The organism is Streptomyces sp. NPDC048057, assembly GCF_040653095.1.
Classification (GTDB): Bacteria; Actinomycetota; Actinomycetes; order Streptomycetales; family Streptomycetaceae; genus Streptomyces.
Window position 1 is genome coordinate 180,105 of the sequence record NZ_JBEZNF010000015.1, and the last position, 16,461, is coordinate 196,565.

The 16,461-nt window shown below is 71.7% G+C and carries 16 protein-coding genes; 12 read left to right on the forward strand and 4 right to left on the reverse strand.

Annotated elements, in window-relative coordinates; all coding sequences use genetic code 11:
• Positions 1-3: 3 nt before the first annotated feature.
• On the reverse strand, positions 4-222 hold the full coding sequence (locus AB0E05_RS19645) for a hypothetical protein (protein ID WP_361965044.1): 219 nt from the start codon (positions 220-222) through the stop codon (positions 4-6).
• 145 nt (positions 223-367) lie between these two features.
• On the opposite strand from AB0E05_RS19645, the gene AB0E05_RS19650 reads away from it, so the two are divergent.
• The 3 genes from AB0E05_RS19650 to AB0E05_RS19660 all read left to right on the forward strand — a co-directional run bounded on the left by AB0E05_RS19650 (position 368) and on the right by AB0E05_RS19660 (position 3,612).
• Complete coding sequence (locus AB0E05_RS19650) at positions 368-1,624, forward strand: histidine kinase (protein ID WP_361965046.1); 1,257 nt, start codon at positions 368-370, stop codon at positions 1,622-1,624.
• Positions 1,621-2,307, forward strand: a complete 687-nt coding sequence (locus AB0E05_RS19655; RefSeq protein WP_361965048.1) for a response regulator transcription factor — start codon at positions 1,621-1,623, stop codon at positions 2,305-2,307. Before AB0E05_RS19650 ends, AB0E05_RS19655 begins: the two co-directional genes overlap by 4 nt.
• Positions 2,308-2,415: 108 nt before the next feature.
• The gene (locus AB0E05_RS19660) at positions 2,416-3,612 is read left to right on the forward strand and encodes a cytochrome P450 (RefSeq protein WP_361965050.1); all 1,197 of its coding nucleotides are present in this window, start codon (positions 2,416-2,418) and stop codon (positions 3,610-3,612) included.
• A gap of 93 nt (positions 3,613-3,705) precedes the next feature.
• Here the strand turns inward: AB0E05_RS19660 and AB0E05_RS19665 are convergent, their stop codons facing one another.
• A complete protein-coding gene (locus tag AB0E05_RS19665) occupies positions 3,706-4,713 on the reverse strand; it encodes a Gfo/Idh/MocA family oxidoreductase (RefSeq protein ID WP_361965052.1) in 1,008 nt (335 codons plus the stop codon).
• A gap of 147 nt (positions 4,714-4,860) precedes the next feature.
• On the opposite strand from AB0E05_RS19665, the gene AB0E05_RS19670 reads away from it, so the two are divergent.
• The 7 genes from AB0E05_RS19670 (at position 4,861) to AB0E05_RS19700 (ending at position 11,819) form a co-directional block, all read left to right on the forward strand.
• Positions 4,861-5,598 carry a GntR family transcriptional regulator gene (locus AB0E05_RS19670; RefSeq protein WP_361965126.1) on the forward strand — a complete coding sequence of 246 codons (738 nt, stop codon included), beginning with the start codon at positions 4,861-4,863 and terminating at the stop codon, positions 5,596-5,598.
• 138 nt (positions 5,599-5,736) lie between these two features.
• Entirely contained in the window at positions 5,737-6,732 is a 996-nt protein-coding gene (locus tag AB0E05_RS19675; protein WP_361965054.1) for a substrate-binding domain-containing protein, read from the forward strand.
• A gap of 209 nt (positions 6,733-6,941) precedes the next feature.
• Complete coding sequence (locus AB0E05_RS19680; RefSeq protein WP_361965128.1) at positions 6,942-7,916, forward strand: sugar ABC transporter substrate-binding protein; 975 nt, start codon at positions 6,942-6,944, stop codon at positions 7,914-7,916.
• Entirely contained in the window at positions 7,913-8,977 is a 1,065-nt protein-coding gene (locus AB0E05_RS19685; protein ID WP_361965056.1) for an ABC transporter permease, read from the forward strand. Before AB0E05_RS19680 ends, AB0E05_RS19685 begins: the two co-directional genes overlap by 4 nt.
• Positions 8,944-9,822: an ATP-binding cassette domain-containing protein gene (locus AB0E05_RS19690; RefSeq protein WP_361965058.1), complete on the forward strand. Its 879-nt coding sequence runs from the start codon at positions 8,944-8,946 to the stop codon at positions 9,820-9,822. The genes AB0E05_RS19685 and AB0E05_RS19690 overlap by 34 nt, the downstream gene beginning before the upstream one ends.
• A 151-nt stretch (positions 9,823-9,973) precedes the next feature.
• Positions 9,974-11,134, forward strand: coding sequence for an ROK family glucokinase (locus tag AB0E05_RS19695; protein ID WP_361965060.1), 1,161 nt, complete (start codon positions 9,974-9,976; stop codon positions 11,132-11,134).
• A gap of 100 nt (positions 11,135-11,234) precedes the next feature.
• On the forward strand, positions 11,235-11,819 hold the full coding sequence (locus tag AB0E05_RS19700; RefSeq protein WP_361965063.1) for a hypothetical protein: 585 nt from the start codon (positions 11,235-11,237) through the stop codon (positions 11,817-11,819).
• A gap of 304 nt (positions 11,820-12,123) precedes the next feature.
• Here AB0E05_RS19700 and AB0E05_RS19705 read toward each other — a convergent pair whose 3' ends face one another.
• Positions 12,124-12,783, reverse strand: coding sequence for a GntR family transcriptional regulator (locus tag AB0E05_RS19705; protein ID WP_361965065.1), 660 nt, complete (start codon positions 12,781-12,783; stop codon positions 12,124-12,126).
• A 131-nt stretch (positions 12,784-12,914) separates the two neighbouring features.
• Here AB0E05_RS19705 and lhgO point away from each other — a divergent pair, with 131 nt between their 5' ends.
• Together lhgO and AB0E05_RS19715 are read left to right on the forward strand one after the other, a co-directional pair.
• Complete coding sequence (lhgO, locus tag AB0E05_RS19710; protein WP_361965067.1) at positions 12,915-14,162, forward strand: L-2-hydroxyglutarate oxidase; 1,248 nt, start codon at positions 12,915-12,917, stop codon at positions 14,160-14,162.
• A gap of 100 nt (positions 14,163-14,262) precedes the next feature.
• Entirely contained in the window at positions 14,263-15,666 is a 1,404-nt protein-coding gene (locus tag AB0E05_RS19715; RefSeq protein WP_361965069.1) for an MFS transporter, read from the forward strand.
• Positions 15,667-15,732: 66 nt separating this feature from the next.
• On the opposite strand, the gene AB0E05_RS19720 is transcribed toward AB0E05_RS19715, so the two are convergent.
• Positions 15,733-16,317: a helix-turn-helix domain-containing protein gene (locus AB0E05_RS19720; protein ID WP_361965071.1), complete on the reverse strand. Its 585-nt coding sequence runs from the start codon at positions 16,315-16,317 to the stop codon at positions 15,733-15,735.
• Positions 16,318-16,461 lie beyond the last annotated feature (144 nt).

The window sequence follows — 16,461 nt, forward strand, 5'->3', positions numbered from 1 at the left end:
GGCTCACCGGCTGCGACTCTCCGCGATCATCACCGTCACGAAGCCGACGACCGCGATCGCGGCATTGGTCAGGGCCGCGTGGTCGTGCAGGAAGCCGACGTGCTCCGTGAGCAGCCGGGTGGCTCCGAGGAAGGAGGACGACCACCCCGCCAGCTCCCGCACGACGCCGACGGCGCCCAGGAGCAGCAGCAGCCCGCCGACGGTTTCGAGGAGTTTCTTCATGTCACCGATGGTGATCCGGCCCGTCGCCGCCCCGCGTCGGTCCTCCGGCTGTCGCGCACCGTCGAAAGTCTTCGCTTGCGCGACTTTGGTAGCCGTCCGCGGCCCACGGCGGGTGGACCGCCTTTGACCTGCGTAACTTTGTTCCATGACGCGTACGGATTACCCCTGGCTGCTCCCCTCGGCCATGGCTGCGGACCGGGAGTTCCACGACCCGGAGCTGGCGGGGGAGCGGCGCGTGCGGACGACCGCGAAGGGCCGGCCGCGGCGCACCGTGCGCGACTGGGTCGTGGACCTGGTCGCCTTCCTGTTCGCCGCGCTGATCGGCATGGTCGTCATCGACACCAGCCAGCGCGTCAACGGCAGCGGCGCCGGCGTCGTCCGCTTCGACGAGGTCGTGGCCTTCCTGAGCTGCTTCGCGATCTGGACGCGGCGGCGCTGGCCCGTGCAGCTCGCAGCCGTGCTGTGCGTCGTCTCGGTGCTCTCGCCGGCCGCCGCGGGCGCCTTGCTGATCTCGCTGTTCAGCCTCGCCGTGCACCGCCCGTTCAAGCCCGTCGCGATCGTCGGGGTGCTCGGGCTCGTCCTCGGCGCCGTCCAGCCGTTCGTCCGCCCCGACCCGGAGACCACGACGGCCACCTCGATCGTCGCCGGCACCCTCGTCGTCCTGCTGGCGATCGGCTGGGGCCTGCTCGTACGCTCCCAACGGCAGTTGTACGTCGCCCTGCGCGAGCGCGCCCGACGGGCCGAGACCGAGGCCGAGCTACGGGCCGAGCAGGCGCAGCGGCTGGCCCGGGAGGCCATCGCCCGCGAGATGCACGACGTGCTCGCCCATCGGTTGACCCTGCTCAGCGTGCACGCGGGCGCCCTGGAGTTCCGCCCCGACGCACCCCCGGCGGAGGTCGCCCGGGCGGCCGGGGTGATCCGTGACAGCGCGCACGAAGCCCTCCAGGACCTGCGGGAGATCATCGGCGTGCTGCGCGCACCGGGCGAGGGGGAGTACGGCGACCGCCCGCAGCCGACGCTCGCCACCCTGGACGCGCTGGTCGACGAGTCCCGCGACGCCGGCATGGACGTCGTCCTCGACAACGGCGTCCAGGAGCCGGCCCGGATGCCCGCCGCGATCGGGCGCACCGTGTACCGGATCGCGCAGGAGGGCCTGACCAACGCCCGCAAGCACGCCCCCGGCGCCGAGGTCACGGTCGCCGTCCGGGGCAGACCGGGCGACGGCGTCGTCGTACGGATCGACAACCCGGCGCCCGCGGGCGAGGTGGAGCCGGTGCCCGGCTCCGGGCAGGGCCTGATCGGGCTGCGGGAGCGGGCCACGCTCGCCGGCGGCAGCCTGGAGCACGGAGCGACGGGGGACGGCGGATTCCACGTGCGCGCCTGGCTACCGTGGGCGGCATGACTATCCGGCTGCTCGTCGTCGACGACGACCCCCTCGTCCGTGCGGGACTCTCCTTCATGCTCGGCGGTGCCGAAGACCTGGAGATCGTGGGGGAGGGGGCCGACGGCTCCGAGGTGCCCGCACTGGTGGCGCGGCTCGCCCCCGACGTGGTGCTGATGGACATCCGGATGCCGAAGGTCGACGGACTCACCGCCACGGAGGAGCTGCGGCGCCGCGCCGACGCCCCCGAGGTCGTCGTCCTCACCACCTTCCACGCCGACGAGCAGGTGCTGCGCGCGCTGCGGGCGGGCGCGGCCGGCTTCGTCCTGAAGGACACCCCGCCGGCGGAGATCGTGGCCGCGGTGCGCCGGGTGGCCGCCGGCGACCCGGTGCTGTCGCCCGCGGTGACCCGGCAGTTGATGACCCACGTCGCCGACGGGGCGGGCGCGACCGGGTCCCGCGACCCGCGCCGCTCGACGGCGGCGACCAAGGTCGCGGGCCTCGCGGAGCGGGAGCGGGAGGTCGCCGTGGCGGTCGGCCGCGGCCACTCCAACGCGGAGATCGCCGCCACGCTCTACATGAGCGTCCCCACCGTGAAGACCCACGTCTCCCGCATCCTGTCCAAGCTCGCCCTCAACAACCGCGTACAGATCGCCCTCCTGGTCCACGACGCCGGCCTCGTGGACGAGGACCCGCCGACCTGACGGGGGCTCAGCATGCGAGCTGACGGGGGGACATCATCCCGGCCACCCGTGGCCGGACCCCGTCCCGCCCCTGTTCCGGGCTCCGCCCCCGCGACGTAGCCTGACCCGATGACCACCACCCTCGACCTGTCAGAGCTGCCCGGCTTCCGGGAAGACCCCTACCCGTACTACGCGAAGCTGCGCGCACGAGGTCCCGTGCACCGCGTGCGCGACTGCTTACGACCCGTCGGCGACCCCAACGGCCACTTCTGGCTCATCGTCGGCCACGAAGAGGCCCACGCGGCCCTCGTCGACCCCCGGCTCATCAAGAACCCCCAGGCCGTGGGGTTCTCCTCGGCGGACATGGAGATCATCGGGCCGAGCCTGTTGCAACGGGACCCGCCCCACCACACCCGGCTGCGCAAGCTGATCTCCCGGGAGTTCACCGCGCGCCGCATGCAGCAACTGGCGCCCCGCATCCAGCAGATCACCGATGAACTCCTCGACGCCATGGTCCCCGCCGGCCGCGCCGACCTCGTCACGGACTTCGCCTTCCCGCTGCCCATCACGGTGATATGCGAACTGCTCGGCGTGCCGATGACCGACCGCGACTCCTTCCGCGCGCTGTCCAACGAACTCGTCGCCCCCACCGACCTCAGCAAGCGCGAGGACAGCCTGCGCTACTTCGTCGACTACCTCGACGACCTCATAGCGGACAAGCGGTCCGGCGGCGGCAGCGACGACCTGCTCTCCGCGCTGATCCGCACCCGGGACGAGGGCGACGACCACCTCACCGGACCCGAACTGCGCGCCCTCGCCCACCTGCTGCTGATCGCCGGCCACGAGACCACGGTCAACCTGATCGTCAACGGCGTCCGCGCCCTGCTCGCCCACCCGGAGCAACTCGCCGCGCTGCGCGCAGACTTCACCCTGCTCGACGGTGCGATCGAGGAGGTGCTGCGCTACGACGGCCCGGTGGAGACCGCGACGCACCGCTTCACGGCCGAGCCCGTCGAGATCGCCGACACGGTGATCCCCGCCGGCGAGATGGTCGTCGTGGGCCTCGGCCCGGCCGACCGCGACCCGACCCGCTTCCCCGACCCGGACCGCTTCGACATCCACCGCGACGCCCGCGGCCACATCGCCTTCGGGCACGGCATCCACTTCTGCATCGGCGCCCCGCTGGCCCGGCTGGAGGCCCGCATCGCCCTGAAGACACTGTTCACCCGCTGCCCCGAACTGGCCGTCGACCCCTCGGCGGAACCACTCGACTGGCTGCCGGGCCTGCTGATCCGGGGTGTGCGCAACCTGCCGGTGCGCTTCTAGCTGCTCTCCGGGGCGCGGTCTCGCCGTGCGGCGGCCCGCAGAGGCCAAGGCTCCCGCAGGGAAACGGTGGATCCGTCCGGGCCCGGGCGCGGCCTACCCGTCGACGGCGATCTCGGCCAGTCGTACCGGGCGGCGCTCCCGGCGCGAGCGCTCGCACGCCTCGGCGATCCGCAGCGCGGCCAGTGCCTCCCGCCCGTCGCACGGGTTCTCCCGCTCGCCCCGCACCACCGCCACGAAGGCGTCCAGCTCCGCCTCGTACGCGGGGGCGAACCGCTCCAGGAAGCCGGGCCACGGCCGCGGCGCGCGCGGCGGTCCCTGCGGCTCGGTGGAGGTCAGCGGGGTGCGCTCGTCGAGCCCCACCGCGACCTGGTCCAGCTCACCCGACAGCTCCATCCGCACGTCGTACCCCGCGCCGTTGCAGCGGGTGGCGGTCGCCGTCGCCAGCGTGCCGTCGTCCAGGGTGAGCAGCACCGCCGCGGTGTCCACGTCGCCCGCCTCGCGGAACATCGCGGGCCCGGCGTCCGACCCGACCGCGTACGCCTCGACCACCTCGCGGCCGGTGACCCAGCGCAGCACGTCGAAGTCGTGGACCAGGCAGTCCCGGTACAGCCCGCCCGACAGCGGCAGGTACGCGGCGGGCGGCGGCGCCGGGTCGGAGGTGATCGCCCGCACGGTGTGCAGCCGGCCCAGCCGACCCGAGCGCACCGCCTCCCGCGCGGCGCCGTACCCGGCGTCGAAGCGGCGCATGAAGCCGAGCTGCAACTCGGTGCCCGCCTCCTCGACCGCCCGCAGCGCCTCCAACGTCTTCGGCAGGTCCAGGGCGATCGGCTTCTCGCAGAAGGTCGGCAGGCCCGCGCGGGCCGCGCGGCCGATCAGCTCCGCGTGGGACGAGGTCGCCGAGGCGATCACCACCGCGTCCACGCCCCAGCTGAAGACCTCGTGGACGCCGGGCGCCGCCGTCGCCCCGACCTGTTCCGCCACCGCCGCCGCCCGGGCGGCGTCCACGTCCGCGACGACCAGCGAGCCGACCTCCCGGTGGCGGCTGAGCACGCCCGCGTGGAAGGTCCCGATGCGTCCCGTACCGATCAATCCGATGCGCATGCGCCCAAAATGGAGTCCGGCCACCGTCGCTGTCAAGACTTTGTCATGACAACCGGACTTCACGACTTCCCGTCAACATGAGAGCGCACTACGCTCGCCCCCGTGTCCAAGCAGCCCAAACCAGATACGGACCCGTCGGACCCGTCGGTGTCGCTCCAGCTGAGCGTGGACCGCACCAGCCCGGTCCCGCTCTACTACCAGCTGTCCCAGCAGTTGGAGGCGGCCATCGAGCGGGGCGTGCTGACCCCCGGCAGCCTGCTCGGCAACGAGATCGAGCTCGCCGGGCGGCTCGGACTGTCCCGCCCCACCGTGCGCCAGGCCATCCAGTCCCTGGTCGACAAGGGACTCCTGGTCCGGCGCCGCGGCGTGGGCACCCAGGTGGTGCACAGCCAGGTCAAGCGCCCCCTGGAGCTGAGCAGCCTCTACGACGACCTGGAGGCGGCCGGCCAGCGCCCCGCCACCGTCGTGCTGCGCAACGCCGTGGAGCCGGCCGGCGCCCGTGTCGCCGCGGCCCTCGGCGTCGCGGAGGGCACCGAGGTGCAGGCCGTCGAACGGCTGCGGTACGCCCACGGGGAGCCCATGGCGCTGCTCACCAACCAGCTGCCCGTCGGCCTGCTGGCGTACGACACCGAACGCCTGGAGGTCACCGGCCTCTACCGGCTGATGCGCGCCGCCGGCATCACCCTGCACAGCGCCCGGCAGTCCGTCGGCGCCCGCGCCGCCACCGCGGCCGAGGCGGAGCTCCTCGGCGAGGAGCCGGGCGCGCCGGTGCTCACCATGGAGCGCACCACCTTCGACGACACCGGGCGGGCCGTCGAGTACGGCGCCCACATCTACCGCGCCTCGCGCTACGCCTTCGAGTTCCAGCTCCTGGTGCGCCCCTGAAGGTGCTCCCCGGAGCCTCCGCACGAGTGAAATGTCAGGCGCGTAAGAATGTTCGGACAAAGTATTGACGGGGCCGTGTCACCGCCGTAGAAACTCACCAGCCGCAACCGGGCGGCCGGGAGGGAAGGCGGACCCACCATGCGTACCCACCGCACGGCAACAGCCCTGCTCGCCGCGGGCGCCCTGGTCCTCGTCGCCGGGTGCAGCAGCTCCGGCGGCAAGGAGGCCAGGGAGTCCAAGGAGCAGGGCGGCGGGGTCGTCGCGGCCGACACGCCCCGGATGAAGGTCGCCATGGTCACCCACTCCGGCGAGGGCGACACCTTCTGGGACATCGTCCAGAAGGGCGCCAAGGCCGCGGCGAAGAAGGACAACGTCGAGTTCCTGTACGCCGCCAACAAGGAGGGCAAGGAGCAGGCCCAGCTCGTCCAGTCCTACATCGACCAGAAGGTCGACGGGATCGTGGTCACCCTCGCCAAGCCGGAGGCCGTCCGGGATGTCGTCAAGAAGGCCGTCGCCGCCGGCATACCCGTCGTCACGATCAACTCCGGCGGAGAGTTCTCCCAGGCCGTCGGCGCCCTGACCCACATCGGTCAGGACGAGTCCGTCGCCGGCGAGGCCGTCGGCGAGGAGCTGAACGCCCGGGGGAAGAAGAAGGCCGTCTGCGTCATCCACGAGCAGGGCAACGTCTCCCTCGAAGCCCGCTGTGCCGGAGTGCGGAAGACCTTCAAGGGCACCGTCGAGAACCTCAACGTCGAGGGCACCAACATGCCCGCCTCCACCTCCACCATCCAGGCGAAGCTCCAGGCCACCGGCGACGTCGACGCCGTCGTCACCCTCGGCGCCCCGTTCGCCGCCGCGTCCGTGCAGGCCAAGAAGGGGGCGAAGGTGTCGGCGGAGATCAACACCTTCGACCTCAACGCCGACGTCGTCAAACAGCTCAAGGCCGGCGAGGTCGGCTTCGCCGTCGACCAGCAGCCCTACCTCCAGGGCTACCTCGCGGTCGACGGGCTCTGGCTCAACAAGGTCAACCGCAACGTCGTCGGCGGCGGCAAGCCCGTGCTGACCGGGCCCGCCCTGATCCGCCAGCAGGACGCGGATGCCCTGGCGGAGCTGACCGCCGACGGCACCCGATGACCGCGCCGCGAGCGACCCGGACGACCTCCCCGGCGTACCCGATGCCCACCCTCCCACCTGCCGTGACCCATACTTGGGCGGCTGGGGCGCATCATCTGGCCCCCGGACCGCGCCACCGGGCGCGGCCCAGCGCAGGGCGAGCAGCAGTACGGCAGGAAGGGCACGGCGTCGTGGCAAGGGCAAGGACAGGGGTGCGCGCGCTGGGCGCGATGCTGGCGGCGGTGCTCGGAGTCTCCCTGGTGGGGTGCAGCAGCACCGGCGGCAAGCGCGCCGAGGACGCCCGCAAGGCCGCCGCCTCCGGCGGCAAGACCACGGTCACCACGCCCCGCTGGACCTTCGCCATGGTCACCCACTCCGGTGACGGCGACACCTTCTGGGACATCGTGCAGAAGGGCGCCCAGGAAGCCGCCGCCAAGGACAACATCAACTTCCTGTACTCCAAGAACGACGAGGGCCAGCAGCAGGCCCAGCTCGTCCAGGCGGCCATCGACAAGAAGGTGGACGGCCTCATCGTCACCCTCGCCAAGCCGGACGCCATGAAGGACGTCGTCAAGAAGGCCGCCGCCGCCGGCATCCCGGTGATCACCATCAACTCCGGATCCGCCCAGTCCAAGGAGTACGGCGCCCTGACCCACATCGGCCAGGACGAGACCGTCGCCGGCGAGGCCGTCGGGGACGAGCTGGACGCCCGCGGCAAGAAGAAGGCCCTGTGCATCCTGCACGAGCAGGGCAACGTCGGCCACGAGCAGCGCTGCGCCGGCGCGAAGGAGACCTTCGACGGCGAGATGCAGAACCTGTACGTCGACGGCACCAACATGCCCGACGTCCAGGCGTCCATCGAGGCCAAGCTCCAGACCGACCCGTCGATCGACGCCGTGGTCACCCTCGGCGCGCCCTTCGCGGACACCGCGGTCCGCGCCAAGGAGACCGCCCGCAGCAAGGCCGAGATCGACACCTTCGACCTGAACCCCAAGGTCGCGGCGGCCCTCAAGGCCGGCACGCTCGGCTTCGCCGTGGACCAGCAGCCGTACCTCCAGGGGTACGAGGCGGTCGACCTGCTCTGGCTCTACCGGTACAACGCCGACGTCCTCGGCGGCGGCAAGCCCGTGCTCACCGGACCGCAGATCCTCACCAAGGACGACGCGGCGCAGTTGGAGGACTACACCAAGCGGGGGACCCGATGAACTCGACCTCACCACCACCGGTGGGCCTGGACAAGGGGGCCGCCACCGACGAGCGGCTGCTGCACACCTCGGCGCTGCGCAAGCTGCTGGGCCGCCCCGAGCTGGGCTCCGTCGTCGGCGCCGTCGCGGTCTTCCTCTTCTTCTCGATCATCGCGGACTCCTTCCTCCAGGCGTCCAGCTTCTCGACCGTGCTCTACGCGGCCTCCACCATCGGGATCATGGCCGTCCCGGTCGCCCTGCTGATGATCGGCGGGGAGTTCGACCTCTCCGCGGGCGTCCTGGTGACCACCTCGGCGCTGTTCTCGTCGATGTTCAGCTACCAGATGACCGCGAACGTCTGGGTGGGCGTCTTCGTCTCCCTGCTGGTCACCCTGGCGGTCGGCGTCTTCAACGGCGTGCTCCTCACCCGTACCAAGCTCCCCAGCTTCATCATCACGCTCGGTACGTTCCTGATGCTCACCGGCCTCAACCTGGGCTTCACCAAGCTGATCACCGGGCGGGTCTCCACCGACTCCATCAGCGACATGGAGGGCTTCGCCGCGGCGAGGAAGGTCTTCGCGTCCGAGCTGGTCATCGGGGACGTGACCTTGAAGGTGACCATCCTGTGGTGGCTGGGCCTGGTCGCGCTCGCCACCTGGGTCCTGCTGCGCACCCGCTTCGGGAACTGGATCTACGCCGTCGGCGGCAACGCGGACGCGGCCCGCGCGGTCGGCGTCCCGGTCGCCCGGACCAAGATCGGCCTCTACATGGGGGTCGCCTTCGCGGCCTGGGTATCCGGGCAGCACCTGCTCTTCTCCTTCGACGTGGTGCAGTCCGGCGAGGGCGTCGGCAACGAGCTGATCTACATCATCGCCGCGGTCATCGGCGGCTGTCTGATCACCGGCGGCTACGGCTCCGCGATCGGCTCCGCGGTCGGTGCGTTCATCTTCGGCATGACCAGCAAGGGCATCGTGTACGCGGAGTGGAACCCCGACTGGTTCAAGTTCTTCCTCGGCGCGATGCTGCTACTCGCGACCCTGCTCAACGCATGGGTGCGCAAGCGGGCGGAGGCGACACGATGACCGAGAACGCCGAGAACGCCGAGAACGCCGAGAACACCGAGAACGCTGCCGAGCGGCCCCCGCTGGTCGCCCTGGACGAGGTCAGCAAGTACTACGGGAACATCCGCGCCCTGGAGGGCGTCTCGCTCCAGGTGCACGCCGGCGAGATCACCTGCGTCCTCGGCGACAACGGCGCCGGCAAGTCCACCCTGATCAAGATCATCGCAGGGCTGCACCAGCACGACGCCGGCACCTTCTCCATCGAGGGCGAGGAGACCCGCCTCGCCTCCCCGCGCGCGGCCCTGGACCGCGGCATCGCCACCGTCTACCAGGACCTGGCCGTGGTGCCCCTGATGCCGGTGTGGCGCAACTTCTTCCTGGGCTCCGAGCCGGTGAAGGGCGCCGGGCCGCTGCGCCGCCTCGACGTCCGCACCATGCGCGAGACCACCCGCTCCGCGCTGCTGCGGATGGGCATCGACCTGCGGGACGTGGACCAGCCGATCGGCACCCTGTCCGGCGGCGAGCGCCAGTGCGTGGCGATCGCCCGCGCGGTCCACTTCGGCGCGAAGGTCCTCGTCCTCGACGAGCCCACCGCGGCGCTGGGCGTCAAGCAGTCCGGCGTGGTGCTGAAGTACGTGGCCGCGGCGCGCGACGCCGGCCTGGGCGTCGTGCTGATCACCCACAACCCGCACCACGCGTACCTGGTCGGCGACCGGTTCGTGCTGCTCAAGCGGGGCACCATGACCGCGAGCCACACCAAGGACTCCGTGACGCTGGACGAGCTGACCCGGCAGATGGCGGGCGGCAGCGAGCTCGACGACCTACGCCACGAGCTCGAACGCTCCGGGACCACGCCCAACGAGTGACGGTGCGCGCCCGGGCGGCTCGGTGCCGCCCGGGCCGCTCCGTCCCGCGACCGAACCCCCACCCCACCCACACACCGCAAGTGGCAGAATCGGGTCCGGCGGGCCCTCCCGTCACGCAACACGCCCCCCGCCCCCGAGACCCCGCAGGTACATGAGCACCTACCGCGACTTCGCGCACCGCGGCTCCGCCCGCGCCACCGTCCTGCGTACCGTCGGGACCCGAGAGCGCCGGTCGCACCTGACCGCACCGCGCGTGCCCACCGTCGGCATCGACATCGGCGGGACGAAGGTCATGGCCGGGGTCGTCGACGCGGACGGCGTGATCCTGGAGAAGGTCCGCACCGAGACCCCGCACAAGTCGAAGAGCCCGAAGGTCGTCGAGGACACCATCTGCGAACTCGTCCTCGACCTCTCCGACCGCCACGACGTGCACGCCGTCGGCATCGGCGCGGCCGGCTGGGTCGACGCGGAGCGCTCGAAGGTCCTCTTCGCCCCGCACCTGGCCTGGCGCAACGAACCCCTGCGGGACGCCCTCTCCGCCCGCCTCGCCGTGCCCGTCCTCGTCGACAACGACGCCAACACCGCCGCGTGGGCGGAGTGGCGCTTCGGCGCCGGCCGGGGCGAGGACCACCTGGTGATGATCACCCTCGGCACCGGCATCGGCGGCGCGATCCTGGAGGACGGGCAGGTCAAGCGGGGCAAGTACGGAGTCGCCGGCGAGTTCGGCCACATGCAGGTCGTCCCCGGCGGCCACCGCTGCCCGTGCGGCAACCGCGGCTGCTGGGAGCAGTACAGCTCGGGCAACGCGCTGGTGCGCGAGGCCCGTGAGCTGGCCGCCGCCGACTCCCCGGTGGCCCACGGCCTGATCGACCGCGTCGGCGGCAACATCGGCGACGTCACCGGACCGCTGATCACCGAGCTGGCCCGGGACGGCGACGCGATGTGCGTGGAGCTGTTCCAGGACATCGGCCAGTGGCTGGGCGTCGGCATCGCGAACCTCGCCGCCGCGCTCGATCCGTCCTGCTTCGTGATCGGCGGCGGCGTGAGCGCCGCGGACGACCTGCTGATCGCCCCGGCGCGGGACGCCTTCCGCCGCCATCTGACCGGCCGCGGCTACCGCCCCGAGGCCCGGATCGTCCGCGCCCAGCTCGGCCCCGAGGCCGGCATGGTCGGCGCCGCGGACCTCGCCAGGCTGGTCGCCCGCCGCTTCCGCCGCGCCAACCGCCGCCGGGTCGAACGCCACGAGCGGTACGAGCGCTACGCCCAGGCCCTGCGCAACCCGGGCGCCGCCCGCTCCCCCCGGGAGACCTGACCGGACCCGTTCCCCGGCCCGCCCGGACGCGCCTCCGGAGCACGTTCGCGCCGGTGAACCGTAGACTTCAGTTCCGCCCACCCCACCAGGAACCGCAGTCATGAGCGTCGTACCCCGCCAGTCCGCACCCGTGGACGAGACCGGCTTCCGGCCTCCCGAGGGCCGCCGGCACATGATCATCCGCCGTTGGCTGACGGCGGTCGTCATCGTGCTGCTCATCGGGATCCCCGCCGGATACTTGGTCGTGTCCGCCGAGCAGAGCCGTGACAGCGGCCGGGACAAGGCCGCGGAGTCCTCGGCGACCGGCCTGCGCGAGAGCTGGCCCTCGCAGATGAAGCGGCGCATCTTCGAGGTGCCGATCCCCCCGGAGTCGGAGCGGGTCGCCTACTTCGAGACCAGCAACTGGAAGACCAGTCGGCTGTACGTCCAGTTCACCACCACCTCCGCCGGCCTCGACCTCTTCCTGGAGTCGATGGGCACCAGCCGGGCCGCCCTCCAGCCGGGCCTGATCACCATCGGCACCAAGGAGGCGACAACGGTGGGGTGGACGTTCACCCCGGGGGAGCAGGCCTGGACCGGGCTGTCCAATCCGCAGGACAAGCCCCGGCCCACCCAGCACGTGGTGGTCGACCTGACCAAGACCGAACGCCCCAGGGTGTACGTGGTCTCCACCACGACCCCGTAAGCGCCCCTGTTTCGCTGCCCCGCCACTCGTCTGCACGCTCGGGACAGGGGGTTTGGGGCGCTGGGGGTCCCCCCCCGTGCCCGCAGGGCACAGGGGGCGGAACTGCGCGACAAGCCACGAACGGGCTGTGGTCGCCACGATTGCCCAGCCACCCACGGCGCTACCGCGCCCGCTGTAGCAGCGGCGTTGCCCTCGGGGCGTACAGGTAAGGAACTGCGCCGAAGAGCCCACCACCGGGCCGCAGAGGCCAACGCTCCCGCAGGGTTGCGGCGGCTACGTACAGAGGCGCAAGGGCGCGCGCGGGCTACGAGCGCTGCGCCGCCATGACGTGATCACGGCCGCCTTCGACGTGTGCGGTGATCGCACGGCGCAGGGCCGCGGCGTCGCGGTCGCGCAACGCGTCGACCATCTGCTGGTGTTCGTCGTCGATGCGTTCGAGGTCGTGGCCCGAGCGCACCCAGCGTCGGCTGTACGGCTCGACCAGGTGCAGCAGTTGGTCGACGAAGCGCAGGGTGAGCCGGCGCTCGGACAGGGCGTACACGCGTCGGTGGAACTCGTAGTTGAGGGAGGCGCGGACCGCGGCGTCGGCGCCCTGTCGGCGCATCTCGTCGGCGAGTTCCTGGAGTGCGTCGATGTCGCGGTCGCGGCAGCCGCGGACGATCTCCTCGGACAGGTTCGGCTCCAACTGGAGGCGCAGCTCGAAGAGTTCGGCGATCTCGCCATGGCTCAGCTCGGCGACGAGCATGCCGCGCTGCGGCACCACGTCGATCAGGCCCTCGGCGGCGAGCGTGTGCAGGGCCTCGCGCAGGGGGATACGGCTGACCTTCAACTCGGTCGCGAGCTTCTCCTGCACCAGGCGGGTGCCCGGGAGCAGCCCGCCGTTGCGGATGGAGGTGCGTAGCCGTTCGGCGATGACGCCGGCGCTGTTGCTCGTGCTGCTGGGGGTCCGGGCTGCTCGGGTCACTTCGTCACTCTATCCCTTGTGCTTCCCCGCAGCGACTGTATACATTCGCCACTCGTTCACACCGAATGTATACAGCCACTGCGGACCACGCCTTCGCGCCATGCGTCCACGCCACCAGAAAGGGCTGCCTGATGTCACGTGCCATCGACGTCGCCGTCATCGGAGGGGGGCTGCTCGGGCTCGCCACGGCCCGGGCGCTGCTGCGGGCCAGGCCCGACCTCTCCGTCACGGTCCTGGAGAAGGAGGCGCACTGGGGCGCCCACCAGTCCGGGCACAACAGCAACGTGATCCACAGCGGTCTGTACTACGCGCCCGGCTCCCTCAAGGCCCGGCTCGCCCGGGCCGGCGGCGAGGAGATGATCCGGTACTGCGAGCAGCACGACGTGCCCGTCAAGCGCACCGGCAAGCTCGTGGTGGCCACCTCCACGGCGCAACTGCCCGGACTGGACGCACTCGCCGAGCGCGGCCGGGCGAACGGCGTCACCGTGCAGCGGCTGAGCCGCGGCGAGTTCGCCGAGCGGGAGCCGCACGTCGCCGGGGTGGCCGCGCTGTCGGTCGCGGACACCGCGATGACCGACTTCGGCCAGGTGTGCCGCGCGCTCGCCGCCGAGCTGACCGGGCTCGGCGCCGAACTGCGCACCCAGTCGCCGGCCCTGTCCTTCGACACCTCGGGCGACCGGACCGTGATCCGTACGCCCCGCGAGGAGCTGCGGGCCCGGATCCTCGTCAACTGCGCGGGACTGCACAGCGACAAGATCGCGGCGGCGGCCGGTGACCGCCCGACGGTGCGGATCATGCCCTTCCGCGGGGAGTACGCCGAGGTCAGGCCGGGTCGCCGCGGGCTGATCAACAACCCCGTGTACCCCGTGCCCGACCCCGAGCTGCCCTTCCTCGGCGTGCACATCACCCCCATGCTCGACGGCACGGTCCACGTGGGCCCCAACGCGGTGCCCGCACTGGCCCGCGAGGGCTACCGCTGGCGCGACGTCGAACCCCGCCTGCTGGGCGAACTGCTGCGGGACCCGGCCCTGCGCGGTCTCGCCCGCCGCTTCTGGCGACACGGGGTCACCGAGATCACCCGCTCGCTGGTGTGGCCCCTGTTCGTCCGCGAAGTCCGCCGCCTGGTCCCGGAGATCGAGAGCCGGGACATGCGACGGCACGGCAGCGGCGTACGCGCCCAGGCGGTCACGGCGGACGGGCAACTCGTCGACGACTTCATCATCAACCGCACCCCGCGCGCCGTCCACGTGCTCAACGCGCCGTCCCCCGCGGCCACGTCGAGCCTCCACATCGGCAGCAAGATCGCGGCCGACGTCTTCGAACAGCTCGGCCACGAGGACGCGGCCCGCGCCGCGCGCGAAGAGTCCGCCGCGACCTGACCGCCCTCTCCCCGCCGGCCGACGCAGACCCCGCCCCCCACTTCCCCTTTCCCTGCTCCACCCCGCTCTTTGCTCTTTCAAAGGTGATCGAGGACAGCACATGGCGAAGCACCCGCAGACAGACGCGCCGGACTCCGGACCTCCCCCGGCCACCGCCCGCCGCCGCGTCGCCACCGCCACCATCGTGGGTTCCGCGCTGGAGTGGTACGACTTCTATCTCTACGCCTCCATGGCCGCGTTGGTCTTCGGCAAGATCTTCTTCCCGCAGACCGACGACACGGCCGGCACCATGGCCGCCTTTGCGACCTTCGCGGCCGGCTTCCTGGCCCGCCCGCTGGGCGGCATCCTGTTCGGCCACCTCGCCGACCGCATCGGCCGACGGAACGTACTGATCATCACCTTCGTGCTGATGGGCGTCTCCACCGGGCTCATCGGACTGTTGCCCACGTACGAGAGCATCGGCGTCGCGGCCCCCGCCGCCCTGGTGGTCCTGCGCATCCTCCAGGGCCTCGGCTCCGGAGCCGAGTACGCCAGCGCGGCGGTGGTCGCCTACGAACACGCCGACGAGAACCGGCGCGGCCGGCAGGGAGCCTGGCCGGCCCTGGGGCTCAACCTCGGACTGCTGCTGTCCTCGCTGACCGTCACCGTGCTCACCACCCTGGACGAGGACGTCCTGCTGGACTGGGGCTGGCGCGTCCCGTTCGTCGCGAGCTTCGCCCTCGCCGGCGTGGGCCTGTGGGTGCGGCGCCGGGTGCCGGAGTCGCCCGACTTCCAGCGCGACAAGAAGAAGCAGCAGGACACCGCCCCGCAGATGCCGTTCGTCACCCTGCTGCGCAAGCAGCGGCGCGGCCTGATCGTGGTGCTGGCCGTCTCGCTCGGCTACAACGCCCTCAGCTACATCTTCAAGACCTTCTCGCTGGCCTATCTCTCGGACTTCCAGGACGTCTCGGCGAGCGTCGGCGCCTTCGGCATCACCCTGGCCAGTGCCACCGCCATCGTCACCGTGCCGCTCTTCGGCTGGGCCAGCGACCGCTTCGGCAGCCGCAAGGTGCTCGCGGTCGGCGGCATCGCCTCGGGGCTCTTCGCCTTCCCGTTCTTCGTCCTGCTCGACACGCAGAACTCCGTGGTGATCTGGGTCTGTCTGATCATCGCGACGGGCGTGCTGGCACCGGCCATGTTCGCCCCGCAGGGCGCCTTCCTCTCCCGCCAGTTCCCGGCGGACGTCCGGGTGAGCGGGGTCGGCACCGGACGGGAGATCGGCGCCGCGCTCTCGGGCGGCCTGGCTCCGCTGGCGGCCCTGGCCATCGTCGGCGCCAGCGCGACCAACGCCACCTGGGGCGTCTCCCTCATCCTCGTCGGCGCGGCCGTCGTGGTCGTGCTCGGCTCGGCCTTCGACCGGGGCGCCCGCCCGGCCCCGGCCGCCGCACCGCAGGACTCCGACGGCGATCCGACTCCCGGTCAGGCGTCGGAGCGGGACGAGGTCCCCGCGGGCCGGGTCCACTGACGAAGCGTCACCCATGAGACGGGGTTGGCCCGGACCGCGCGGTCCGGGCCAACCCCGTTCCGCGCTCTAGTGCGTACCGCTCCAGGGCGCGGGGACGAAGGTCCACGTCACTTCCGCCGGGCCGGATCCCGAGTTGCGCCAGGTGTGCGGTTCGCGGCCGGAGAAGGTGAGGGTGTCCCCGGCGGCGAGCGTCTGGGTGTGGTCGGTGAAGCGGATGGTGACCTCGCCGCTGATGACGTGCAGCACCTCCACGTCGCAGTTGATCGTGTACAGCTCGTCACCGCCGTGCGCGTCCGGCTCCAGGTGCGATCGCAGGATCTGGATCTTCGACTGGGCGCGGGGGGTGACCATCCGGTCCTCGACGCCGTGGCCGCCCATGTTCAGGCGCGGGGCCGCGTCGCCGCGGATGAGTTCGCTGTCGGCGCCCTCGAAGAGCGAGCCGACCGGCAGGGACAGCACCTGACAGAGGGTGACCAGCGAGGAGACGCTGGGTGAGGTCTCGTCCCGCTCGACCCGGCTGAGGAATCCCCGGGTGAGGCCGGTGGCGGCGGCGACCTGCTCGATGGTGAGGCCCTGGGCCTTGCGGGAGGCCCGCAGGCGCGCTCCGACGCGTACCGGATCAGCGGACGGCGTCGGGTGCAGCGCTTTCATCGAAGTCCTCGCGTCACTCGTTCGGCCTCTGGACAACTCTTGACAGAGCGGTTGCTCAGGGCAAACACTACCCGGAATGAAAGTTGCCTAATAAGCATTATTTGTTGTGTATAGGTAACTTCCCCTCCTGGAACAGATCCGAGG